This is a genomic window from Virgisporangium aurantiacum (assembly GCF_016863635.1).
Classification (GTDB): Bacteria; Actinomycetota; Actinomycetes; order Mycobacteriales; family Micromonosporaceae; genus Virgisporangium; species Virgisporangium aurantiacum.
In genome coordinates this window covers 26,633-48,354 of record NZ_BOPG01000002.1, presented here as the reverse complement: position 1 = coordinate 48,354, position 21,722 = coordinate 26,633, and the positions used below count along the sequence as shown (strand labels likewise).

Here is a 21,722-nt window from a genome sequence, read left to right as displayed (position 1 = left end):
ACCACGTTCGGGGCGCTCGGCACGGCGAGCCGGCACGGTAGCGTGCTTACGTGAGCGATCAGTGGGATGTCATCGTCGTCGGTGGCGGTCCGCCAGGCGAGAACGCGGCGAGTTACGCGATCCAGGGCAGCGGTCGCACCGCCGCCATCGTGGAGAAGGAACTGGTCGGTGGCGAGTGCTCGTACTGGGCGTGCATGCCGAGCAAGGCGTTGCTGCGATCGGTCGAAGTGGTCGACGCGGCGGGTGCGCTCGCCGGAGTGCGCGGGGCGACGCTCGACGTGGCCGGCGTGCTCAAGCGCCGCGACCAGTTCACCCACGACCACGACGACAGTTCCCAGGTCGAATGGGCCCGGTCCGTCGGCATCGACGTCGTCCGGGGCCGCGCGCGCATCACCGGCATCAAGGAAGTCACCGTCGGCGAGCGCGTCATCACCGCGAACCACGCGGTCGTGCTGGCCACCGGCACCACGGCGCAGATCCCGCCGGTGCCCGGCCTGCGCGAGGCGCTGCCGTGGACCTCGCGCGACGCGACCAACCTGCACGAGGTGCCGTCGAAGGTGGCCGTGATCGGTGGGGGCGTGGTGGCCTGCGAGGCGGCGGTGTGGCTGCGGGCCCTCGGCGCCGAGGTCACCATGCTCGTGCGCGGCAAGGCGCTGCTGGCGCGCAGCGAGCCGTTCGCGAGCGCGCTGGTCGCCGAGCGGTTCGCGGAACTGGGCATCGACGTGCGGTTCGGCGTCGACGTGGAGCGGGTCAGCCGCAAGTCGCCGGCCGACACCGGCGAGGGGCGCGTCCACGGCGGCCCGGTCGACCTGGTGGCGAGCGGCGAGACGCTCGTGGTGGCCGAGGTGGTCGTCGCGGCCGGGCGGGTCCCGGCCACGGACAATCTCGGCCTGGACGCGCTGGGGCTGCCGCTGCGCAACGGCTTCGTCGAGGTCGACGACCATCTGACCGTCCCCGGGCACGAATGGCTCTACGCGGTCGGCGACGTCACCGGGCGGGCGCTGCTCACGCACATGGGCAAGTACCAGGCCCGGATCGCCGGCACCGTGATCGCGGCGCGCGCCGAGGGGCGTCCCCTCGACGGTCCCCGCTACCGCGACATCGCCGACCACGACATGGTGCCGCAGGTCGCGTTCAGCGACCCGCAGGTGGCCTCCGTCGGCCTCACCGAGGCGGCGGCCCGGTCGCGCGGCATCGACGTGGAGACCGTCGAGTACGACCTGGGCAACGTCGCCGGTGCCTCGCTGCACCGCGACGGTTACAAGGGACGTGCCGGCCTGGTCATCGACCGGACGTCGGACGTTCTCGTCGGGGCCACCTTCGTCGGGCCCGATGTTGCTGAACTGGTGCACGCGGCCACCATCGCCGTGGTCGGGAAGGTTCCGGTCTCGACGCTGTGGCACGCCGTCCCGTCGTACCCGACGGTGAGCGAGATCTGGCTTCGCCTGCTCGAAGCCCGTGGGGAGGAATCTCAATGAACGACCTGCCGGTGGAAGCCGACGACCGACGCGCACCGCCGGCCACGCTGGTGATCTTCGGCGCGTCCGGTGACCTGACCGCCCGGAAGTTGGTGCCGGCGCTCAAGCAACTGAGCCACCACAGGCGGCTGGCCAAGGAGTTCGCCGTCGTCGGTGTGGCCCGCAGCCCGATGAGCGACGACGAGTTCCGCGCCAAGCTCTCCAACGGGCCCGACAACGGCCTGCTGGAGCGGTTCCGCTACCTCGCCGGCGGCTACGACGACCCCGACACCTACGCGCGGCTCAAGACGCTGCTCGACGAGATCGACCAGCAGCACGGCACCGGCGGGAGCCGGGTGTTCTACCTGTCGACGCCCGCGCAGGCGTTCGAGCCGGTGGTGCGCGGGCTCACCGCGGCCGGGCTGAACCGGGGCGCCACGCCCGACGGCTTCTCCCGCGTCGTCATCGAGAAGCCGTACGGCCACGACCTGGCCAGCGCCAAGGCGCTCGACGACACGGTGCACGCCGGGTTCGACGAGTCGCAGGTGTTCCGCATCGACCACTACCTCGGCAAGGACACGGTGCAGAACGTGCTGGCGCTGCGGTTCGCCAACGCGATCTTCCAGCCGATCTGGGATCGCACGTGGGTCGACCACGTGCAGATCACGGTCGCCGAGACGCTCGGCGTCGGCACCCGGGGCAGCTTCTACGAGCACGCCGGCGCCACCCGCGACATCCTGCAGAACCACGTGCTGCAGGTGCTCGCGCTGGCGCTGATGGAGCCGCCGGCGTCGTTCTCGCCGGAGAACGTGCGCAACGAGAAGGTGAAGCTGCTGCAGTCGATCAGGCTGCCCACCACCCGCGACATCGACCGCATCGCGGTGCGCGGCCAGTACAGCCGCGGCGGCACGGCCGACGAGCTGATGCCGGGCTACCGCGAGGAGGTCGGCGTCAACCCGCGGTCGAAGACCGAGACGTACGCGGCGCTGCGCCTCGACGTCGACAACTGGCGCTGGGCGGGCGTGCCGTTCTACGTGCGCACCGGCAAGCGCCTGCCGCGGCGGCTCACCGAGGTGGTGCTGCAGTTCCAGCGTCCGCCGCACCTGCCCATCCGGGCCGACCAGGTGAGCGAGCTCAAGCCCGACGCGCTGATCCTGCGCATCCAGCCCGACGAGGGCATCACGCTGCGGTTCGGCGCGAAGGTGCCGGGGCACTCGTTCCAGGTGCGATCGGCGTCGATGGAGTTCTCGTACCAGGAGACGTTCAAGGAGGAGTCGCCGGAGGCGTACGAGCGGCTCCTGCTCGACGCGATGATCGGCGACCCGACGCTGTTCATCCGGTCCGACGAGGTCGAGCACAGCTGGCGGATCGTCGACCCGATCGTCGCCCACTGGCAGGAGAGCGAGGGCCGGATCCCGTTCTACGAGGCGGCCAGCTGGGGCCCGACCGAGGGCGACCAGCTCCTCGAACGCGACGGGCGCGCCTGGCATAACGGCTGAGAGCGCCGGGGCCGCCCGCAGGGCTACTTGCGGGCGGCCGCCAGGCTCCAGAACTGGATCCGGTGGTCGCGGATCACCGCCAGCGTGTCGCCGTTCGGGCTCAGCGCGACGTCCCAGCAGTCGTCCGAGCCGTCCTTGACGAAGACCTGTCCCACCTGGGCGACGCCCGGGACGTCGTAGATCCGCACCGCGTTGAGGCTGGCCGTGATCAACGTGCGGCCGTCGTCGCTGAGGATCACCGAGTGGATCGGCTGCAGCTCGTTGCCGGTGAACTGGGTGTGCTCGCGGGTCACCAGGTTCCAGACGTTGGCAATGAAGTCGCCGCTCCCGTCGGCCAGCAGCGTGCCGCTGTGGTCGAAGGCCAGCGCGTTGATCGGGGCGCCCGGGTCGTGGGCCACCAGCGCCTCACCGTCGGGCTGCCGGGTCTTGGTGTTCCACAGCGTCACCGTGCCGCCGCCGGTGTCACCGGTGGCGATCCGTGACCCGTCCGGGCTGAACGCCACCGACGAGTGCGACCCGTTGATGCCGGCCAGCAGACCGACGAACTCCCGGCCGGCCAGGTTCCACAGCGCGGTTCCGCCGTCGCCGGCGGCGGCCAGCAGCGTGCCGTCGGAGCTGATCGCGATCGAGAACGCCCGGCGCAGGCCGTCGGCGACCAGCGGCTCACCGACCGGCTGCCGGGTCGCGACGTCCCACACCCGGATCGCATTGTCGTCGCTGACGGTGACCAGCCGGCGCCCGTCGGGGCTGATCGCCATCGCCGAGACCGGGGCGCCGACCGCGAACACCGCGCCGTCGCGCCGGTGCGTGACCGGATGCCGGACCTCGACCGACGAACCGGTCGCCGCGAACAGCCAGGTGCCGTCGGGGTCGAACGCCACCGCCCGGAACGACTCGGTCGCGTCGATCTCGCCCTGGTAGCCGCGGGCGGCACGGGAGTCGTCGGCGTCGCCGACCGAGCGGACGGCCAGCACCACCCCGGTGACCGCCAGCATCGCCAGCACCGCGATCGCGGCGATCATGAACGACGCGCGGTTGTCGGCCGACGGCGCCGGTGGCGGCGGCTCGGCCGCCCGCTCGGCGGAGTCGTCCCGAAGCATGGCCTTCACGCCGCACACCCCAGAAACCGATGGAAGTTGATTGCTCTCAGCCTACGGTCACGAACGGTTCGACGGTGATCCCGGCCTCCTCCAGCGCCGCCCGCACCCGCCGACCGACGTCGACCGCGGCGGGCGTGTCGCCGTGCAGGCAGAACGACTCCGCCGCGACCCGCACCACGCTGCCGTCGGCGGCGACCACGGTGCCCTCGCCGGCCATCCGCACGGCCCGCGCGGTGACCTCGGCCGCGTCGTGGATGACGGCACCGGGCTGTCCGCGCGGAACGAGGCCGCCGGTCGCGGTGTAGGCCCGGTCGAGAAAAGCTTCCGGGACGCACCTGAGCCCCTTCTGCGTGGCGGCGTCCATCAGGCGCGAGCCGGGGAGGGTGAGCACGGCGAGGCCGGTGTCGTACGCGGCCACCGCCTCGGCGACCGCGCCGGCCTGCCCGGGGTCCTGCGCGGCCGCGTGGTACAGCGCGCCGTGCGGCTTGACGTAGCGCACCCGGGTGCCGGCGGTGCGGGCGATGCCGTCGAGCGCGGCGAGCTGGTACAGCACGTCGGCGGCCAGCTCGGCGGGCTCGTAGGCGATGTACCGGCGGCCGAAGCCGGCGAGGTCGCGGTACCCCACCTGGGCGCCGACGCTCACCCCCTTGGCGGCGGCGAGCGCGCACACCGAGCGCATGGTCAGCGGGTCGCCGGCGTGGAAGCCGCAGGCGACGTTGGCGCTGGTGACGAAGTCGAGCAGGGCCGCGTCCTCGGTGAGGTGCCAGCGGCCGAAGCCCTCGGCCAGGTCGGCGTTCAGGTCCATGGTTTCCCCTGCGTGAACGTGATGGTGGCCCCCGGCCGGCACTGGGCGAGCAGGGGCAGGTCGTCGGGGTGCACGACCCCGATCACCGGATAGCCGCCGGTGGTGGGGTGGTCGGCGAGGAACACCAGCGGCTCGCCGCCGGCGGGCACCTGCACCGCGCCGAGGACGATGCCCTCGCTGGGTAGTTCGTCGGGGTTGGCGCGGGTGAGTTTCGGGCCTTCCAGGCGGGCGGCGACCCGGTTGGACCTGGTCGAGACGGTCCAGGTGGCCGTGGTCAGGGTGCCGATCGCGTCGGCGGTGAACCAGTCGTCGCGGGGGCCGAGGGCGACGCGCAGCCGCGGCTCGCGGTCGGCTGCCGGCGTGAACCAGACCGGCGCGGCCGGGCCGGTGGGCGCACCGACCCGCAGCGTGTCGCCGTCGCGCAGCGGTGCCGGTCCGAGCCCGGACAGCGTGTCGGTCGACCGGGAGCCGAGCACCGGCGGCACGTCGATCCCGCCGGCCACGGCCAGGTAGGTGCGCACGCCGGCGGTCGCCGGACCGATGTCGAGCACCGCACCCGCCGGCACGGGCACCGGGACACCGGCGTCGACGCTGCGGGCGTCCACTGTGATCTTTGTGGTGGGCGCGCCGGTGACCGCGACGATCGTGGTCCGGTGGACGCGCAGCCGGCAGCCGGAGACGGTGATCTCGAGGCCGGCCGCGGCCCGGTCGTTGCCGACGAGGCGGTTGGCCAGGCGCAGCGCGGGGCCGTCGAGCGCGCCGGCGGTGGGGACGCCGAGGTGTGCGTGGCCGGCGCGGCCCTGATCCTGGACCGTCGTCAGCGCGCCCGCCCGGAGCACCGTGATCATTTCGCCTCGAACCGCACGCGGGTGCCCGGTTGGAACAGGCTGGGCGGATCCCGGTCAAGATCGAATAGGACGAGGTCGGTGCGGCCGAGCAACCGCCAGCCGCCCGGCGACGCGGCCGGGTAGACCGCGGCATACTCGTCGGCGAGCGCCACCGACCCGCGCGGGACGCTGACGCGGGGCTCGCCCAGTCGCGGCACGCGCAGCTCGGGCGGCAGGCCGGTGAGGTACGCGAAGCCCGGCGCGAACCCGCAGAACGCCACCTCGAACTCGATTTCCTGATGCCGTTCGACGACGCCGGCCGGGGTGGTGTTCCAGCGCTCGGCGATGTCGGCGAGGTCGAGGCCGTCGTAGACGGTGGGCACGGTGATCAGCGCGCCCTTGTCCCGGCGCGATGTTGCCGGATCGGGTGCGTTTTGAAGGCTTTCCAGCATTTTGTGCGGATCCGGCACGCCGTCGATGAGCACGGTGCGGGCCGCCGGCACGATGTCGACGGCGCTGATCCGCCCTTCGGCGCGCTGCCTGACGAGCTCGGCGTACCAGGCGGCGACCTCGTCGTGCCCGCCGACCTCGAGCAGCACGGCCGTCCGTCCCACCACGCGCGCTGCTCTCACGCAGGCAGCCTAATAGGCTGGCCTGGTGCCCCAGTCCGCCGAGCTGACCGTCGGACAACTGTCCGCCCGTTCCGGCGCCGCCGTGTCGACGCTGCACTTCTACGAGCAACGTGGGTTGATCCACAGCCGCCGCACGGCCGGCAACCAGCGCCGGTACAGCCGCGACACGCTGCGCCGGGTGGCGTTCGTGCGCGCCGCCCAGCGCGTCGGCATGCCGCTGAAGGACATCGCGGCCGCCCTGGCCGCCCTGCCCGACGGCCGGGTACCCACCCGCGGCGACTGGGCCACCCTGTCGGCGACGTGGCGGGCAGCCCTGAACGACCGGATCGAACGCCTTCAACGCCTCCGCGACAACCTCGACGACTGCATCGGCTGCGGATGCCTGTCGCTGGACCGCTGCGCCCTCGCCAACCCCGACGACGAACTGGCCACGTCCGGCCCGGGCGCCCCGCGCCTCTAGGTCGTCATCCGGTTCTCAGGGTTCCCGGCGGCAGCACAGCGTGGGCGCCGACCACCTGGTTGACGATCTGGGTGACCCGTACGTCGACCGCCACGCTCGCCAGTGCCAGCGCGTCGGGCCGGGACACCCCGTACAGCCTGGACAGCTGGGTGAACATCCCATCGAGCGCCATATATGTCGCGTCGTCGAGGGTGGCGCCGAGGCCCATGGTCACGAGGCCGGCCGGCGTCTCCGCGAACGGCGCCGTCAACGGGAGGTCGTCGCGGACGTCGAAGGTCAGCTCGACCCGGTCCATCGGACACTCGATCGCGGTGCCGCTCACCTCGCCGTCGCCCTGGGCGGCGTGCCCGTCGCCCACCGAGAACAGCGCACCGGGCACGGTCACCGGCAGGTAGAGCGTGCTGCCGACCACCAGTTCCTTGCAGTCGAGGTTGCCGCCGCAGAACCGGGGCGGGATCGTCGAGTGGTCACCGGGCTCCGCCGGCGGCAGCCCCATCACCCCCATGAACGGCCGCAGCGTCACCGTGTGCCCGTGCTGGTTGCGGCCGATGCCGTCGGCCAGCGTCCAGGTGTGCACGATCCCCTCGCCGGTCAGCCCGTACCGCTCGTTGAACACGCTCGGCCAGCCACCGCCGACGCAGTAGCCCCACCCGCCGGGCTCCACGGCGTCGATCCGCACCGCCAGCGTGGTGCCCGGCGTGGCGCCGCGCACGTACACGGGCCCGACGAGCGCGTGCCCGTACGACGGCTGGTGCTGCGGCACCCGGGGTCGGTCGGGGAACGGCACGTCGTGCCGGTACTGGCCGGCCGACCAGCCCGAGTCGAGGGTGCGGTACCGCACGGTGTCGCCGGGGTCGATCGTGAGCACGGGCTCGCGGCCGGGGGAGAAGAAACCGTGCAGCGTGCGGTCGTCCGGGTCCAGTTCCAACAGCGCCATGCCTGCGAACGTTGCCAGGAAAGGCTTCCGGAGGCCAATGTTTTCGGATTGCTTTCGGCGCCCGCTGGTGGCATGGGTCCAGACCAACGAAGGGGTGGACCCAGTGCGGAAATCAGTGATGGCAGGAGTCGTGGCGGCCGGCGCGATCGGCGCGGCGCTCGCGGTGGGCGGCGTCGCCTACGCGGCCGGCGACCCGGACTCCGGCACCGGCGAGCAGATCGTCCGGGTGGTGGATCAGGGCGGCGAGCAGACCCGCGGCGACTGCCCGGACAAGGGCGAGAACAACAACGGCAACACTGAAACCGGAACCGGAGAGAACCTGTGACGGAGCCGGCGAAGCTGCTGGAACAGGCGATGTTCCAGGTGCGGCGGGTGATCGTCGGGCAGGACCGGATGGTCGAGCGCCTGCTCACCGCGCTCGTCGCCGACGGTCACTGCCTCCTCGAAGGCGTGCCCGGCGTGGCCAAGACGTTGGCCGCGCACACCCTCGCGACGGCCGTCGGCGGCACGTTCGCCCGGATCCAGTTCACGCCCGACCTGGTGCCGTCCGACATCGTCGGCACCCGGATCTACCGGGCCTCGAAGGAGACCTTCGACGTCGAACTGGGCCCGGTGATGCACAACCTCGTCCTCGCCGACGAGATCAACCGCGCACCGGCGAAGGTGCAGTCGGCGCTGCTGGAGGTGATGGCCGAGCGTCAGGTGTCGATCGGCGGGCGCACCTACGAACTGCCGAAGCCGTTCCTGGTGCTGGCGACCCAGAACCCGATCGAGTCGGAGGGCGTCTACCAGCTTCCCGAGGCCCAGCGCGACCGCTTCCTCATGAAGATCGTCGTCGACTACCCGACCGACGGCGAGGAACTGGCGATCCTCTACCGCCTCGGCACGGGCCGGCCGACGGCGAAGCCGGTCCTCGATCCGGAAACGCTGCTGAGCCTCCAGGACCAGGCCAGGGACGTCTTCGTGCACCACGCGATCGCCGAGTACGTCGTCCGGCTGGTGCTCGCCACCCGCCAACCGCAGCGGTTCGGCGCGCCGGACGTCGCCCCGAACCTGGCCTACGGCGCCAGCCCGCGGGCCACGCTCGGGCTCACGGCGGCGGCCCGGGCCCTGGCCCTGATCCGCGGCCGCGAGTACGTGCTGCCCGAGGACGTGCACGAACTCGCGGTCGACGTCCTGAGCCACCGGCTGGTGCTGAGCTTCGAGGCGGTCGCCGACGGCGTCACCGCCGAGCAGCTCACGCGGCGCCTGCTGGAGGTCGTGCCGCCGCCGCGCATCACGTCGGTCACCGGCGGCCCGGGCCTGGGGGCGATGGCAACCGGCGAGCCGAAGCAGTTGGCCGCATGAGCGTCCACCAACTCGCACCGCAGCAGAAGCTGAGAAGGCTGGAACTGGTCATCACCAGGAGGCTCGACGGCCTCCTCCAGGGTCAGCACCTCGGTCTCCTGCCCGGCCCGGGCAGCGAACCGGCCGGCAGCCGCGAGTACCGGCCCGGCGAGGACGAGGTCCGCCGCATGGACTGGGCCGTCACCGCGCGAACGACGGTGCCGCACGTCCGCACGGTCGACGCCGACCGCGAGCTCACCACCTGGGTGCTCGTCGACGGCACGGCCAGCATGGACTTCGGCACGGCCGATCAGGAGAAGCGGGACCTCGCGGTGTCGGCGGTCGCGGCGGTGGGCTTCCTCACCGCCGGCCACGGCAACCGGATCGGCGGGTTCGTCGCGGGCCGCGACCGGCTCCGGCGCTATCCGGCCCGCACCGGTCGGATCCATCTGCTCGGGATGCTGCGGTCGCTCGTCGACCTGCCGCGCCAGCCGGAAGGCCCGGCCCCCGAACTGAAAGACGCGATTGAATCCATGGCCAGGCTCGCGGCGCGGCGCGGCCTGGTCGTCATCGTCAGTGATTTTTTGGATGACGGTGAGAGCGCCGACTGGGTACAACCGTTACGCCGGTTGGCTGCGCGCCACCAGGTGCTGGCCGTGGAGGTACTGGACCCCCGCGAGCTGGAGCTTCCCGACGTCGGCCTGCTCACGCTCGTCGACCCGGAAACCGGCCGCAAGCGCGAGGTCGCGACCACGCGCAAGGTGCGCGAACGCTACGCGGCCGCGGCGGAGGAGCAACGACTGGCCACGGCGGCGGCCATCCGCCGGGCCGGTGCCGCGCACCTGCGCCTGCGCACCGACCGCGACTGGGTCCTCGACCTGGTGCGGCACGTGTACGCCCAGCGCCGTCTCGCCCGGGCGGCCCACCGGCCCGGTGGTGCGGCATGAGTTTCGAGTCACCGGCCCGGCTGTGGCTGCTCCTTGGCGTGGCGGCGCTCGCCATCGCGTACGTGTTCGCGCAGCGGCGGCGCAGCCGGTACACCGTCCGCTTCACGAACCTGGCGCTGCTCGACAAGGTCGCGCCGAAGCGACCGGGCTGGCGCCGGCACCTGCCGGCGGGCCTGTTCCTGGCCATGCTGGTGCCGCTGGTAGCCGGCTTCGCCCGGCCGGCCGACGACGTGCAGGTACCCCGCGAGCGGGCCACGGTGATCGTCGCGGTGGACGCCTCGACGTCGATGCGGGCCGACGACGTCGACCCGAGCCGGTTGCAGGCGGCCGAGGACGCCGCCCGCGAGTTCGTGCGCGGGCTGCCGGCGGAGTTCAACGTCGGCCTGGTGACGTTCGCCGGCGGCGCGACGCTGCAGGTGGCGCCGACCACCGACCGCGACGTGCTGGCGGCCGGCATCGAGCGGATCTCCGACGGCTACTCCGGTGCGCAGGGCACGGCGATCGGTACCGCGATCGACACGGCGCTGCAGGCGATCCGGTCGTTCGACGCCTCGTTCGACGCCGAAGCCGCCGGCGCCGAGGCCGATCCGCCGCCGGCGCGGGTGGTGGTGCTCTCCGACGGCGCCAACACGTCCGGGCGCGATCCGGCGGAGGTGTCGGCGGAGGCGGCCACGGCGCAGGTGCCGGTCGACACGATCGCGTTCGGCACCGCTGACGGGACGGTCGACGTGAGTGGCCGCACCATCCGGGTGCCGGTCGACGGGGAGACGCTGGAGCAGGTCGCCGAGGCGACCGGCGGCGCCTACCACGAGGCGGGCAGCAGCGACGAGTTGCGGGCCGTCTACGAGGACATCGGCTCCGACGTCGGCTACGTCACGCAGAAGCAGGACGTGTCGGCCCGGTTCATCGGGGTCGGCCTGATGTTCGCGATGGCCGCGGCGGCCACGTCCCTGCTGTGGTTCGCCAGATTGCCATAGGTTCGAAGGACCATGCGCCTGCTCCTGGTGGAGGACGAGGAAGATCTGGCCGGCGCGCTCCGACTCGGGTTGGAGCGCGCCGGCTACGCCGTGGACGTCGCCGGTGACGCCGCCGACGCCTACGAGCGGCTCGCCGTGCACGCCTACGACCTGATGCTGCTCGACATCAACCTGCCCGACGCCGACGGGTTCACGATCTGCCGGGCGCTGCGCCGGGGCGAGGTCGAGGTCGCCGGCGGCCCGGGCCTGCGGCTGCTGATGCTCACCGCCCGTGGTGCCCTGAAGGACCGGGTGCGGGGCCTCGACGAGGGCGCCGACGACTACCTGGTGAAGCCGTTCGCGCTCGCCGAGCTGCTGGCCCGGGTGCGGGCCCTGCTCCGCCGCGACACCGGGGCCACCGGTTCCGTGCTCACCGTCGGTGAGCTGCAACTGGACGCCGCCCGGCACAGCGCGTCGCGGACGGGCACGCCGTTGCGCCTCACCCCGAAGGAGTTCGGCGTGCTGGAGTACCTGATGACCCGGCCCGGACACGTGGTCCCGGCCGAGGAACTGCTGGAGCACGTCTGGGACGAGAACGCCGACCCGTTCACCGAGACCGTGCGGGTCACGGTCGGCACCTTGCGCCGCAAACTCGGCCCGCGTGTCGACGGCGGGCCGCTGATCGAGACCGTGGTCGGTCGCGGGTACCGGTTGCGGGAGGACCCATGAAGTTGCCCCGGTTCACCCAGTCGATCCGGTTCCGGCTGACCGTCCTGTACTCGCTCCTGCTGTTCGCGCTCGCCGGTTCCGCGCTGGCGGTGACGTACGTGGCCGTCGAGCGGAGCACCGACCCGAAGCCGATCACGAAGAGCTACGAGGTCGAGCTGCGCAAGCGCGGCTACGACGGCCGGGAGCGGACCGTCGAGACCGTCGACATGGCCGCCGTCGAGGAGGTCGAGTCGGCGGTCAACTTCCGCACGCTGCAGACGCTGCGTAACTACTCCGGGCTGGCCCTCGGCGGCCTGTTCCTGGCCAGCCTCGGCATCGGCTGGGTGCTGTCGGGCCGGGCGCTGCGTCCGGTGGGCCGGATGGCCCGCACCGCCCGCGAGATCCAGGCGACCGACCTGTCCCGCCGGATCCACCTCGGCGGCTACCGCGACGAGCTGCGCGACCTCGCCGACACGATCGACTCGATGCTCGACCGGCTCGACTCCGCGTTCGCGGCCCAACGGCAGCTGATCGACGACGCCTCGCACGAGCTACGGACCCCGCTGGCGATCATCCGGGCGAACCTCGACGCGACGCTCGCCGTCCCCGGTACCGGTGCCGAGGAGCGCGACCGGGCGGTCGCGGTGATCGACCGGGCGACCGTGCGGATGTCGCGGCTCGTGGAGGACCTGCTGGCCACCGCCCGCCGGGAGGCCGAGGGGTTCGACGATGCGGCGGTCGACCTGGCCGAGGTGGCGCGCGAGGCCGGCGAGGAGTTCGGGGCCGTCGCGGGGGAGCGGGGCGTGTCGATCGAGTATGCGCTGGGCGACGGGCTGATCGCGTCGGGTGACCACGACGCGCTGCGCCGGGCGGTGGCGAACCTGCTCTCCAACGCGACCCGCCTCGCGCCCGTCGACTCCGTCGTCACCGTCGGCGCCGGGAGCATCGACGGATGGTTGTGGATCGCGGTCGCGGACCGCGGACCGGGCATCGACGCCGGCGACCGGGACAAGGTGTTCGACCGGTTCTGGCGCCGGGAGGCGGGACCGAACCGGACGGCCGAGCGGCGGACCGGGCTCGGGTTGGCGATCGTGCGGCAGATCGTGGAGTCGCACGGCGGCCGCGCCGCGGTGCACTCGACGGTGGGTGCCGGCAGCACCTTCGTCCTCTGGCTTCCGGCCGACGGCGCCGACCGGGCCGACGGCCCGGCACCGACCGAGGTAAATCCCCTAGTCAGGGCATAAGGGAGGCCGGCACTCACGGGGGAAAGTGCCGGCCTCGGAATACAAGAGTATGGCCTACGAGCGCGCTAGGCAATCGGCGGTCGCCTACCCGACGGGACGAAATTTCGCAGACCGCGGCATGACCCCCGCGGAGGGGTCGTGGCGCCGGAGATCGAGTAGTCGCACTGCGACGGCATGCGATGTTCGGTGGCCATATGACGGCTGATCGGTCGATGTATGCCTTCTGGTGTTGACCGGACCTGCACCGTTCGACGTAGATTCACGGACGGTCGGAAAACCGGGGAGGGAAGCGGCTCGTCCCCTGCTTGCTGCGTGGGTCCGGAAGGATCTTCGTCGAAGTGGTGGAGAGAGCGTTTGCCCGTTGAGCGGGAGGCGACATTGGCGGTCGCGGAACGCCGGGCCAGCGTTGGCTGGGTTCGGGTGGTCATGGCGGCACTGCTGGCGGTAGCCGTTTTGGTACCGATGGCCACGGTCGCCGCCTGGGCGTCGGCGGAGAACAGTGACGGACGGGCCCGGATCGAGTCCGAGCGGCGGGGTGTGGCGTACCTGCGGCCGTTGACCCGGCTGCTCGACACGCTGGCCGCCGGCCAGAGCGCCGCCGTGCGCGGCGAGCAGGTCGACAACCCGTCGATCGAGAGCGCGCTCGCGGCCGTCGAGCTGGTGGAGCTCCGGCACGGCGCCGAGCTGAACAGCCGGTCGCGGTGGCCCACCCTGCGCGACTCGATCAAGGAACTCGTCCAGCGGCCCGGCTCGCCCGGCCTGGAGGCGTACCAGCGCTGGGGGCAGGCGGTCGACCTCACCGTGGCCCTGATCCGCCGCGTCGGTGACACGTCCCGGCTGATCGTCGACTCCGAGGTCGACTCGTCGTACCTCGTCGACGCCGGCCTGGTGCGGCTGCCGGAGATCGTGCAGGCCGCCGGCCAGCTCGCCGACCTCGGCCACATGACGCCGGGCCTGCGCGCCGAGGACCCGCGCGCCGCCATCCTGCGCGACCGCATCGCGACCAACGCCGGAGCGGTCGCCGCCGGGCTGAGCAACGTGGCCGACGCCAGCCGGAGCGGACAGGTCGGCAGCGCGCTGCTCTCCCCGCTCGACCAGTTCGGTGCCGCCACCGATCAGCTCGCACCGTCGGTGGCGGTGGCCACCATGCCGCCGCTGCCCGACAACCTCACGGCGGCGTCCGTCGGCGTGCGTGACTCGTCGCAGCGGCTCGGCCAGACCATCTGGGCCGAACTCGACCGGCTGCTGGTGGCCCGGCTCGACGACCTCGCCGATCGGCGGCTCCAGATCCTCGTCGTCGTGGTCGTCGGCCTGCTGGTGGCGGTGGGCGCCGCGGTCGCGCTGCTGATCCTCACCCGCCGCCAGCGGCCGCCGCGCCGCCGCAGCCCGGCGCACGCCGCGCCGGACGACCCGGACGAGTCGGGCCGGCCGGCGACGTTGGGCGCCTCGTTGAGCGCGACGTTCGGCAATGATCCGCCCGGCCAGCACAGCGTCCTGCCCGGCGGCGGGTTGTACGGCGGGCCCGGCACCGACCCCGCCGTCACCGCGGTCGTCGGCACCGGAATCGGCGGCTCCGGGAGATCACCGGCAGGTGCCCGGTGATCTACCGGCTCCGCCGGCGGCTCGGCCGGCTGCGGGTCTCGCAGAGGCTGGCCCTGCTGGTGCTCGTCCCGCTGGCCGCGGTGGTGGGTCTCGCCGTGCCGGTCGTCGTCGACCGCGCCGACCGCGCGCAGGCGCAGGCGTCGATCGCCGAGGAGGCCGAGACCCGCCGCACCGTCGGCGTGCTGCTGGAGGAGTTGCAGCGCGAGCGCCTGCTGACGCTGCTGTACCTGGCTCTCGACGAGGCCGACAGCGGGCCCGTGGTGCGGCAGAGCCAGGCGGTCAACGACGCGATCGACGAGGTACGCACCGACGCGGATCCGCGCCTGCGCCCCGCCGTGGCGAGCGTGATCGAGCTGCTCGGCACGCTGCGGACCCGCGCGCTCGAACGCAGCGTGCTGAGCCTGGTGGCGCACACCGTCTTCAGCGACGCCATCGCGGAGATCATCGACGCCGTCCCGCCGGCCACCGCGGCCGGTACCGACGCCTCACTGCCGCCGGCGGCGGCGCTCGACGAGCTGCTGCGGGCCAACGAACAGGCGGCCCGCCTGGGCACCGCGGTGCTGGTGCGGGTCACCGAGCCGGTACCGGGCCAGGCGCTGCAGAACGATGCGGAGACGGCGCTCGAGCTCTACACCGACCGCTTCGGCACGCTGGCCAGCGCGAACCAGCGCAACCTGCTGACCCTCGCCGAGAACAGTCAGGCCTCCGAGCGCGTGCGCACCCTCGCCGGCACCAGCTCGTTCGGCGAGCTGAACGCGGCCGTCAGCAGCATCGCCTCCGCCGTCGAGACCTACACGACGCTGCGCCGGCTCGTCGGTGACCGTATCGCCCGTGAGATCACCGACGAGGCCGCCGCCGACGCCGCCGACGCGCGCACCGAGGCGATCGTGGTGGGGCTGCTCGCGCTGCTCCTGCTGCTGGTCGTCGCCGCGCTGGCCGCCGCCGGCGCCCGCTCGATCGCGGTGCCGCTGGCGCAACTCAACGCGGCCGCGATCGCGGTGGCCGCGGCCACCGGACGGGAACTGGAGCGGGTCAGCGACGTCGAGAACCAGTCCGAGTCGACCCCGGCGCTGCGGGCGGTGCCCACCACCGGTCCCGGTGACGTGGCCGACCTCGCGGCCGCGTTCAACCAGGTGCAGGAGGGCGCGGCCGCGCTGCTCGCCCGCCAGGTGACCACCCGGCGCAACGTCTCGGCGATGTTCGCCACCGTCGCCCGGCGCACCCGTAACCTGGCCGACCGGCAGCTGAACCTCATCGACGTGCTCGAACGCCAGCAGCAGGACCCGCAGCTGCTGGAACGGCTCTACCGCCTCGACCACGTCGCCACCCGCCTGCGCCGGAGCGCCTCGGCGCTGCTCGTGGTGTCGGGCGCCGCCGACGACCCGGCCACCGGCCCGATGCGGCTGGCCGACGTCGTGCGCGCCGCCGCCGCCGAGATCGAGCAGTTCACCCGCGTGCGGCTGGAGGACGCGATCGACGTGGCGGCCGTGCCGCGCGTCGTCTCCGACCTGATCCTGCTGGTGGCCGAGCTGCTCGACAACGCCGTGTCGTACTCGCCGCCGCCCGGCCCGGTCACCGTGTCGGTGTCGGTCCTCGGCGAGGGCTGCCGGATCTCGATCGCCGACGTCGGCATCGGCATGTCGGTCGAGCAGCTCGCGGCCGAGAACCAGCGGCTGGTCGACCGCGAACGGCTGGAGATCGCGCCCACCCGGGTGCTCGGCCTGTTCGTGGTGGGCCGGATCGCCCGCCGGCACAGCCTCACCGTGACCCTGCAGGCGAACCAGCCGCAGGGCATCGTCGCCCACATCGACCTGCCGGCCCGCCTGCTCACCGCGCCGGTGGGCGTCATCGCGCCGGCACCCCAGCCCCGCGGCCTGCGCCAGTCGGCGCGCACGGGCGGACAGATCGTTCCGGTGTCGGAGCGCACGGTGACCGCGATGCAGGTCGCCGGCATCGAGCACTTCGACTGGTTCGGCGACCCGATCCTGCCGGGCGGAGGGAAGCCCGCGATCGCGGCCGGCGCCCCGGTCGCCGGCGAGATCGCCCCGCGCCAGGTCGCCCGCGGCCACGACACGGTGCCCCTGGCGGCCCTGGATATGCCCCGCGCCGGCCGTATCCCGCCCGCGGGCGGGGTACCGGCACCGCTGGTACCACCCTCGGTGGCGTCGGGGCCGATCGTTCCGCTGGCCGCGACCCGACCCGCGATCCCGACCGAACCCGTGGCCGGTGCGCCCGCCGGGTCCGCCGGCGCGCTCGCCGGGCCCACCGGACCGCAGGCCCCGCCGATCCGGCCGGGATCGTTGCGCGACCGGCCGCAGTTGCCGGGCGAGCCACCGGTGCCCGCGGTCCCGATGCCGTCGGGCCGGCCACCGATGCCGCCGAACGCCACGCCGGCCGACGCGACGTCCGCCGGGCCGGACGGCGGTTCTCCCGCCGATGCGGCGCAGTCCGATGCGGCGCCGCCCGTCGAGGAGCGGGGTGGGCTGAGCCGGCGGGTGCCGGGTCGAAACCTGCCCAGCGGACTCGCTCCGGCCGAGCCCCGCGACCCGAACCCGGTCGACCCGGCCACGGCCAAAGCCGAGGCCGACGCGTTCAGCCAGGGCTTCGCCCGCGGGGTGGCGAGTGTCCCGGGTGCGATGCGACCGTCCGAGGTGACCGAGCCGGCCCCGGCGCCCGGACCGCAGCAGGCGCCACCGCAGTGGCCGCTCTCGACCGCTGTTCCGGCGCCGCGGGTGCCGCATTCGACCGAGCGGATCGACCCGGCCCCGGTCGACCCCGCGACGGGAGATGCGACCCGGCCGGTGAGCGGCGCTCCGGTGAGCGGTGCGCCCGTGAGCGGCGCTCCGGTAAGTGGCGCGCCTGTCAGCGGTGCGCCCGTGAGTGGTGCGCCGGTGAGCGGTGCTCCGGTGAGTGGCGCGCCCGTCAGTGGCGTTCCGGTCAGCGGCGCGCCGGTGAGCGGGATGCCGGTCAGTGGCGCACCGGTCAGTTCGGTGCCGGTCAGTTCGGCTCCGGTCAGTTCGGGGCCGTCGAACGGGTCCGCAACCGATGCGAGCCCCGGCCCGGCGGACGCCGGGCCGACATTGGAGGACGCGGCGCGATACCCGCTACCACCGCGGCGGGTGCCGGGCCAAACGCGGAACGGATGGGCGGGCGACGACACCCAGTCGGTGCCCACGGTTGCCGCGGCCGCACAGCCCGACGAGGGAGGCCTCACCCGGCGGGTGCCCGGCAGCCACCTGGCCAGCGAACTGCGCGGGCCGGGCGGGGTGCAGCGGGCACCGGCCGGAACACCGCCGTTGTCGGGCCGCACGCAGGCCCCGATCGACCGGGACCCGCAGGCCGAACAGCTTCAACTCAACGCTCTCGTCGCCGGATTCGCTCGCGGGGACGCCGCGGCCGACGTCGGCAACGGTGCACCGGACCGTGGCCCCAACCTGGGGCCGTTCGAACAACCACCACCCAGCTATCAGTACGACAGCGGTGTACCTAACGGGGCTGAACCGCAGAATGTGGAGCGACGATGACCATCGCCTCGCCGGAAGCACGTAGTTTCAACTGGTTGTTGGACCGGTTCGCCGCCGAGACCGCCGGGGTCTCCGACGCGATCGCGGTTTCGTCCGACGGCCTGCTCATCGCGATGGCCACCACCAGCAACCGCGACGACGCCGAGCGGTTCGCGGCCATCACCTCCGCCATCACCAGCCTGGCCGGTGGCGCGTCCCGGCTGTACCAGATGGGCTACACCAACAAGGTCATCATCGACTTCGAACACGGCTACCTGCTCGTGGCGACGATCTCGGCCGGCTCGGCACTCGGTGTGCTCGCGTCGCGCCGGGCCGACCTCGGCACGATCGCGTACGAGATGGCCGTGTTCGCCAACCGGGCCGGACGGGTGCTCACCCCGCAGTTGATCGATGAATTGAAGAACTCCGTGGCGGCGGTATGAGTGCCGTAGCGCAGCGGAGGCGCTCATACCGCAGTCTTTTCGCCCGATTTTTAGGCGGCACGGTATGAGTAGGTGGCGATGACCGGACCCTCGGACCGGCTACGGCCGTACATGCGTGGCGCGGAGCCCACAGCGGGCCCGCTTCCGTCCGTGCCGCCCGGCCCGTTCGGCGGGCCCGTGCTCGACGGCGAGGTCGTCTCCGACCTGTCGGACGACTATCCGATCGGCGATTCGCTCGACGACGAACCGCTCGACGCGTCGCCGCTGCGGCCCTACCAGCTCACCGGTGGGCGCACCGCGCCGGTCGACCCGACGCTCGCCATCGAGGCGCAGGTCGTGGCGATCGGCGACGCTCTGGCGCTGCCGCAGGCGGTGCGGTTCGAGCATCGCGACGTCGTCACGGCCGCCCGCGCACCGGTGTCGGTGGCCGAACTCGGGGCGCTGCTGCGCCTGCACCTGCAGGTGGTGCGGGTGCTCGTGGCCGACCTCGCCGCCGCCGGCCATCTGCGGGTGCTGCGTCCGCAGCACTCGATCGCCAAGGATCCGGCCATGATCGAGAGGGTGATCCGTGGGCTATCCGCAATATCCTGAGCCGATCGCGCCCACGCCGATCAAGATTGTGATCGCCGGTGGGTTCGGCGTGGGAAAGACCACCGCTGTGGGCGTCATCTCGGATTCTCCGCCGCTCACCACCGAAGCCGCGATGACCGACGTGGCCGCGCAGATCGACCGCACCGGCGAGGTGCCCGAGAAGACCACGACCACGGTCGCGATCGACTTCGGCACGATCCGGCTCGACGAGGGCCTGAAGCTGTACCTGTTCGGCACGCCCGGGCAGGACCGGTTCGGGTTCATGTGGCACGACATCTGCCTCGGCGCCCTGGGCGCGCTGGTGATCGTCGACACCCGCCGGCTCGACGACTGCTACCCGGCCGTCGACTATTTCGAACAGGCCGGCATCCCGTTCGTGGTGGCCATCAACATGTTCTACGGCCGGCTGAAGCACAACATCGAGGACGTGCGTTGGGCGCTCGCCGCGAACAACGACACCCCGCTGATCACGTTCGACGCCCGGTCCCGCCCGTCCGTCCGGGATGCTCTGCTCACCGTCTGCCGGCATGCGTTGCAACGCGCGACCGCCGGCGTCTAGCACCAATAGGAGAACTGCTGTGAGGTTCCGCTTGCGCGGGACGCTGGTCGCGCTGCTGGCCGTTTCCCTTTCGACCTCGGCGTTGACCGCTGCCTGCGGGTCCGACGATCCGGAGGCATCGGATCCGCCCGCCGCCGTGGCCGGTTCCGGCGCCTCCGCGTCGCCGGTCGACCTGGTGACCGAGGCGAAGACCATGGTCACCAGCGCGTTCAAGGGCACCTACAAGGCACCGGACGCCACCCTCCGGATCGCCGCGAAGGGCATCCGGATCGCGATCATCTCGCGCGGCCAGCAGTCGCCCAGCTCCAAGATCCCCACCGACGCCGCCGAGGAGGCGGCCCGCGCCCTCGGCTGGGACGTGCTGCGCTACGACCTGGAACTCGACCCGAAGAAGGCGCCGCAGGCCGTGCGGGACGCAACCGGGATCGGCGTGCACGCGATCGTCACCAACATCGACTGCGCCTACGCCTCGCAGGAGTTCGCCGACGCCAAGGCGAAGGGCGTGCTGATCATCCCGCTGTTCGCGTTCGACTGCACCGACCCGACCGTCACCGGGTCGGCCGGCCCGGCGCAGTTCACCACGTTCGTGAACTACACCGGCGACGGTAAGCGCACCGACCCGGGCAGGCAGAACGCCGGGGCCGGCGTGCTCGCGGCGAACGCGGTGATCCTCGCGACCAACCAGAAGGCCAAGGTGCTGGCGTTCTCGGAGACGAGTTCGACGATCCTCAACTACATGCACCTCGGGTTCGTGGCGCAGATCAAGAAGTGCACGTCGTGCCAGTTGCTCGAGGAGATCAAGTACACCGCCGGCGACGTCGCGAGCGGCGCGCTGCGGGGGATGGTCGACGACGCGCTGAGGCGTCACCCCGAGGTCACCGCGATCCGGGGTCCGAACTCGACCGCGATCCAGAAGGCGATCTCGCCGGCGTTGCAGGCGGCGAAGATGCAGAACCAGGTCGTGGTGGTCGGCGGCGAAGGGCTGCAGGCGGACCTCGACCTGATCCGCGCGAAGCAGGGTCTCAACATCACGCTGAGTTTCGACACCCCCTGGCACGCGTGGGCCGCCATCGACACCCTCAACAGCACGCTGAACGGCGAGCCGGCGCGGTACCCGGGCGTCGGCATCATGCTGATCGACCGGGAGCACAACCTGCCGCCGTCCGGGCCGGTGCAGCACAACGTCAACTACAAGGACGTGTACCGGAAGGCGTGGGGGGTCGGGTAGTCGGACGAGACCTCGATCTCAACCGGGTTGAGCTACGGTCAACTGGCTGAAACGTCTATCGAAAGGCTTGGGGAGTTGGCTGACAACCTCACGGGTGAGCCCGGCACCGGTTCTGGCCGCGTGGCCCTGGTCACCGGCGCGGCCCGGGGCATCGGCGCCGCCACCGCCGTGCGGCTCGCCGCCGACGGGTACGCGGTCGGGGTGCTCGACCTCACCGAGGAGTCCGGCAAGGAGACCGCCGAGAAGATCACCTCCGCTGGCGGGCGGGCCATCGCCGTGGGTGCCGACGTGAGCGACCGGGCACAGGTCGAGGCGGCCGTCGCCCGGGTGAAGGACGAACTCGGCCCGGTGGCGGTGCTGGTGAACAACGCCGGCGTCATCCGTGACAACATGCTCTTCAAGATGAGCGACGACGACTGGGAAACCGTCATGAACGTGCACCTGCGCGGCGCGTTCCTGATGAGCCGCGCCGTGCAGAGCCAGATGGTCGACCAGCAGTTCGGCCGCATCATCAACCTGTCGAGCAGCAGCGCGCTCGGCAACCGCGGCCAGGCCAACTACTCCGCGGCAAAGGCCGGCCTGCAGGGCTTCACCAAGACCCTGGCGATCGAACTGGGCAAGTTCGGCATCACCGCGAACTCGATCGCGCCCGGGTTCATCGCCACCGACATGACCGCCGCCACCGCCGAACGCATGGGCGTCGACTTCGAGACGTTCCAGAAGGCGGCGATCGAGCGCATCCCGGTGCGGCGGGTCGGCAAGCCGGAAGACATCGCCGCGCTGGCCTCGTTCCTGGCGAGTGAGGAGTCGGGCTTCGTGAGCGGCCAGGTCATCTACGTTGCCGGCGGTCCCCTGAACTGAGCTACCACTAGCACCGGAAAACCGGTGCCGCAAAGGG

Annotated in this window: 21 protein-coding genes; 16 read left to right on the top strand and 5 right to left on the bottom strand. The window is 72.4% G+C overall.

Features of this window, described 5'->3' with window-relative positions:
- The first annotated feature begins 50 nt into the window (after positions 1-50).
- Together Vau01_RS00505 and zwf are read left to right on the top strand one after the other, a co-directional pair.
- Positions 51-1,478 (top strand): dihydrolipoyl dehydrogenase family protein, encoded by a 1,428-nt coding sequence (locus tag Vau01_RS00505; RefSeq protein ID WP_203985674.1) that lies wholly within the window; start codon positions 51-53, stop codon positions 1,476-1,478.
- Entirely contained in the window at positions 1,475-2,956 is a 1,482-nt protein-coding gene (gene zwf / locus Vau01_RS00500; protein WP_203985671.1) for a glucose-6-phosphate dehydrogenase, read from the top strand. The genes Vau01_RS00505 and zwf overlap by 4 nt, the downstream gene beginning before the upstream one ends.
- A gap of 23 nt (positions 2,957-2,979) precedes the next feature.
- Here zwf and Vau01_RS00495 read toward each other — a convergent pair whose 3' ends face one another.
- From Vau01_RS00495 to Vau01_RS00480, 4 genes are read right to left on the bottom strand one after another with little or no spacing between them, the layout of a single operon-like run.
- Entirely contained in the window at positions 2,980-4,056 is a 1,077-nt protein-coding gene (locus Vau01_RS00495; protein WP_239151191.1) for a WD40 repeat domain-containing protein, read from the bottom strand.
- 46 nt (positions 4,057-4,102) lie between these two features.
- Positions 4,103-4,861 carry a LamB/YcsF family protein gene (locus Vau01_RS00490; protein WP_203985665.1) on the bottom strand — a complete coding sequence of 253 codons (759 nt, stop codon included), beginning with the start codon at positions 4,859-4,861 and terminating at the stop codon, positions 4,103-4,105.
- Positions 4,852-5,709 (bottom strand): 5-oxoprolinase subunit C family protein, encoded by an 858-nt coding sequence (locus tag Vau01_RS00485; RefSeq protein ID WP_203985663.1) that lies wholly within the window; start codon positions 5,707-5,709, stop codon positions 4,852-4,854. The genes Vau01_RS00490 and Vau01_RS00485 overlap by 10 nt, the downstream gene beginning before the upstream one ends.
- Positions 5,706-6,320 (bottom strand): 5-oxoprolinase subunit B family protein, encoded by a 615-nt coding sequence (locus tag Vau01_RS00480; protein WP_203985660.1) that lies wholly within the window; start codon positions 6,318-6,320, stop codon positions 5,706-5,708. The genes Vau01_RS00485 and Vau01_RS00480 overlap by 4 nt, the downstream gene beginning before the upstream one ends.
- Positions 6,321-6,345: 25 nt before the next feature.
- Between Vau01_RS00480 and soxR the strand changes: the two genes are divergently transcribed.
- On the top strand, positions 6,346-6,780 hold the full coding sequence (gene soxR / locus Vau01_RS00475; protein ID WP_239151186.1) for a redox-sensitive transcriptional activator SoxR: 435 nt from the start codon (positions 6,346-6,348) through the stop codon (positions 6,778-6,780).
- Between the two features lie 4 nt (positions 6,781-6,784).
- Here the strand turns inward: soxR and Vau01_RS00470 are convergent, their stop codons facing one another.
- The gene (locus tag Vau01_RS00470) at positions 6,785-7,717 is read right to left on the bottom strand and encodes an acetamidase/formamidase family protein (protein ID WP_203985657.1); all 933 of its coding nucleotides are present in this window, start codon (positions 7,715-7,717) and stop codon (positions 6,785-6,787) included.
- Between the two features lie 118 nt (positions 7,718-7,835).
- On the opposite strand from Vau01_RS00470, the gene Vau01_RS00465 reads away from it, so the two are divergent.
- The 13 genes from Vau01_RS00465 to fabG all read left to right on the top strand — a co-directional run bounded on the left by Vau01_RS00465 (position 7,836) and on the right by fabG (position 21,685).
- Complete coding sequence (locus Vau01_RS00465) at positions 7,836-8,042, top strand: hypothetical protein (protein WP_203985654.1); 207 nt, start codon at positions 7,836-7,838, stop codon at positions 8,040-8,042.
- The gene (locus Vau01_RS00460; protein WP_239151185.1) at positions 8,039-9,064 is read left to right on the top strand and encodes an AAA family ATPase; all 1,026 of its coding nucleotides are present in this window, start codon (positions 8,039-8,041) and stop codon (positions 9,062-9,064) included. Before Vau01_RS00465 ends, Vau01_RS00460 begins: the two co-directional genes overlap by 4 nt.
- Positions 9,061-9,990 (top strand): DUF58 domain-containing protein, encoded by a 930-nt coding sequence (locus tag Vau01_RS00455; protein WP_203985652.1) that lies wholly within the window; start codon positions 9,061-9,063, stop codon positions 9,988-9,990. Before Vau01_RS00460 ends, Vau01_RS00455 begins: the two co-directional genes overlap by 4 nt.
- The gene (locus tag Vau01_RS00450; RefSeq protein WP_203985648.1) at positions 9,987-10,967 is read left to right on the top strand and encodes a VWA domain-containing protein; all 981 of its coding nucleotides are present in this window, start codon (positions 9,987-9,989) and stop codon (positions 10,965-10,967) included. The genes Vau01_RS00455 and Vau01_RS00450 overlap by 4 nt, the downstream gene beginning before the upstream one ends.
- A 12-nt stretch (positions 10,968-10,979) precedes the next feature.
- Entirely contained in the window at positions 10,980-11,675 is a 696-nt protein-coding gene (locus Vau01_RS00445; RefSeq protein WP_203985645.1) for a response regulator transcription factor, read from the top strand.
- Positions 11,672-12,898: a sensor histidine kinase gene (locus Vau01_RS00440; RefSeq protein ID WP_203985642.1), complete on the top strand. Its 1,227-nt coding sequence runs from the start codon at positions 11,672-11,674 to the stop codon at positions 12,896-12,898. The genes Vau01_RS00445 and Vau01_RS00440 overlap by 4 nt, the downstream gene beginning before the upstream one ends.
- Positions 12,899-13,324: 426 nt before the next feature.
- Positions 13,325-14,500: a hypothetical protein gene (locus tag Vau01_RS00435; RefSeq protein WP_203985639.1), complete on the top strand. Its 1,176-nt coding sequence runs from the start codon at positions 13,325-13,327 to the stop codon at positions 14,498-14,500.
- A complete protein-coding gene (locus tag Vau01_RS00430; protein WP_203985636.1) occupies positions 14,497-18,024 on the top strand; it encodes a sensor histidine kinase in 3,528 nt (1,175 codons plus the stop codon). The genes Vau01_RS00435 and Vau01_RS00430 overlap by 4 nt, the downstream gene beginning before the upstream one ends.
- A complete protein-coding gene (locus Vau01_RS00425; protein WP_203929734.1) occupies positions 18,021-18,446 on the top strand; it encodes a roadblock/LC7 domain-containing protein in 426 nt (141 codons plus the stop codon). Before Vau01_RS00430 ends, Vau01_RS00425 begins: the two co-directional genes overlap by 4 nt.
- Positions 18,447-18,524: 78 nt before the next feature.
- The gene (locus tag Vau01_RS00420) at positions 18,525-19,037 is read left to right on the top strand and encodes a DUF742 domain-containing protein (RefSeq protein ID WP_203985633.1); all 513 of its coding nucleotides are present in this window, start codon (positions 18,525-18,527) and stop codon (positions 19,035-19,037) included.
- The gene (locus Vau01_RS00415) at positions 19,015-19,596 is read left to right on the top strand and encodes a GTP-binding protein (protein ID WP_203985630.1); all 582 of its coding nucleotides are present in this window, start codon (positions 19,015-19,017) and stop codon (positions 19,594-19,596) included. Before Vau01_RS00420 ends, Vau01_RS00415 begins: the two co-directional genes overlap by 23 nt.
- 19 nt (positions 19,597-19,615) lie before the next feature.
- Complete coding sequence (locus Vau01_RS00410) at positions 19,616-20,824, top strand: sugar ABC transporter substrate-binding protein (protein ID WP_203985627.1); 1,209 nt, start codon at positions 19,616-19,618, stop codon at positions 20,822-20,824.
- Between the two features lie 75 nt (positions 20,825-20,899).
- The gene (gene fabG / locus Vau01_RS00405) at positions 20,900-21,685 is read left to right on the top strand and encodes a 3-oxoacyl-ACP reductase FabG (protein WP_203985624.1); all 786 of its coding nucleotides are present in this window, start codon (positions 20,900-20,902) and stop codon (positions 21,683-21,685) included.
- The last annotated feature ends 37 nt before the right edge of the window (positions 21,686-21,722 follow it).

Coding starts and splice junctions, on each gene's coding strand:
- zwf (WP_203985671.1), top strand. CDS start 1,475: ATGAACGACCTGCCGGTGGAAGCCGACGACCGACGCGCACCGCCGGCC.
- Vau01_RS00495 (WP_239151191.1), bottom strand. CDS start 4,056: ATGCTTCGGGACGACTCCGCCGAGCGGGCGGCCGAGCCGCCGCCACCG.
- Vau01_RS00490 (WP_203985665.1), bottom strand. CDS start 4,861: ATGGACCTGAACGCCGACCTGGCCGAGGGCTTCGGCCGCTGGCACCTC.
- Vau01_RS00485 (WP_203985663.1), bottom strand. CDS start 5,709: ATGATCACGGTGCTCCGGGCGGGCGCGCTGACGACGGTCCAGGATCAG.
- Vau01_RS00470 (WP_203985657.1), bottom strand. CDS start 7,717: ATGGCGCTGTTGGAACTGGACCCGGACGACCGCACGCTGCACGGTTTC.
- Vau01_RS00465 (WP_203985654.1), top strand. CDS start 7,836: ATGGCAGGAGTCGTGGCGGCCGGCGCGATCGGCGCGGCGCTCGCGGTG.
- Vau01_RS00455 (WP_203985652.1), top strand. CDS start 9,061: ATGAGCGTCCACCAACTCGCACCGCAGCAGAAGCTGAGAAGGCTGGAA.
- Vau01_RS00450 (WP_203985648.1), top strand. CDS start 9,987: ATGAGTTTCGAGTCACCGGCCCGGCTGTGGCTGCTCCTTGGCGTGGCG.
- Vau01_RS00445 (WP_203985645.1), top strand. CDS start 10,980: ATGCGCCTGCTCCTGGTGGAGGACGAGGAAGATCTGGCCGGCGCGCTC.
- Vau01_RS00440 (WP_203985642.1), top strand. CDS start 11,672: ATGAAGTTGCCCCGGTTCACCCAGTCGATCCGGTTCCGGCTGACCGTC.
- Vau01_RS00435 (WP_203985639.1), top strand. CDS start 13,325: ATGGCGGCACTGCTGGCGGTAGCCGTTTTGGTACCGATGGCCACGGTC.
- Vau01_RS00425 (WP_203929734.1), top strand. CDS start 18,021: ATGACCATCGCCTCGCCGGAAGCACGTAGTTTCAACTGGTTGTTGGAC.
- Vau01_RS00420 (WP_203985633.1), top strand. CDS start 18,525: ATGACCGGACCCTCGGACCGGCTACGGCCGTACATGCGTGGCGCGGAG.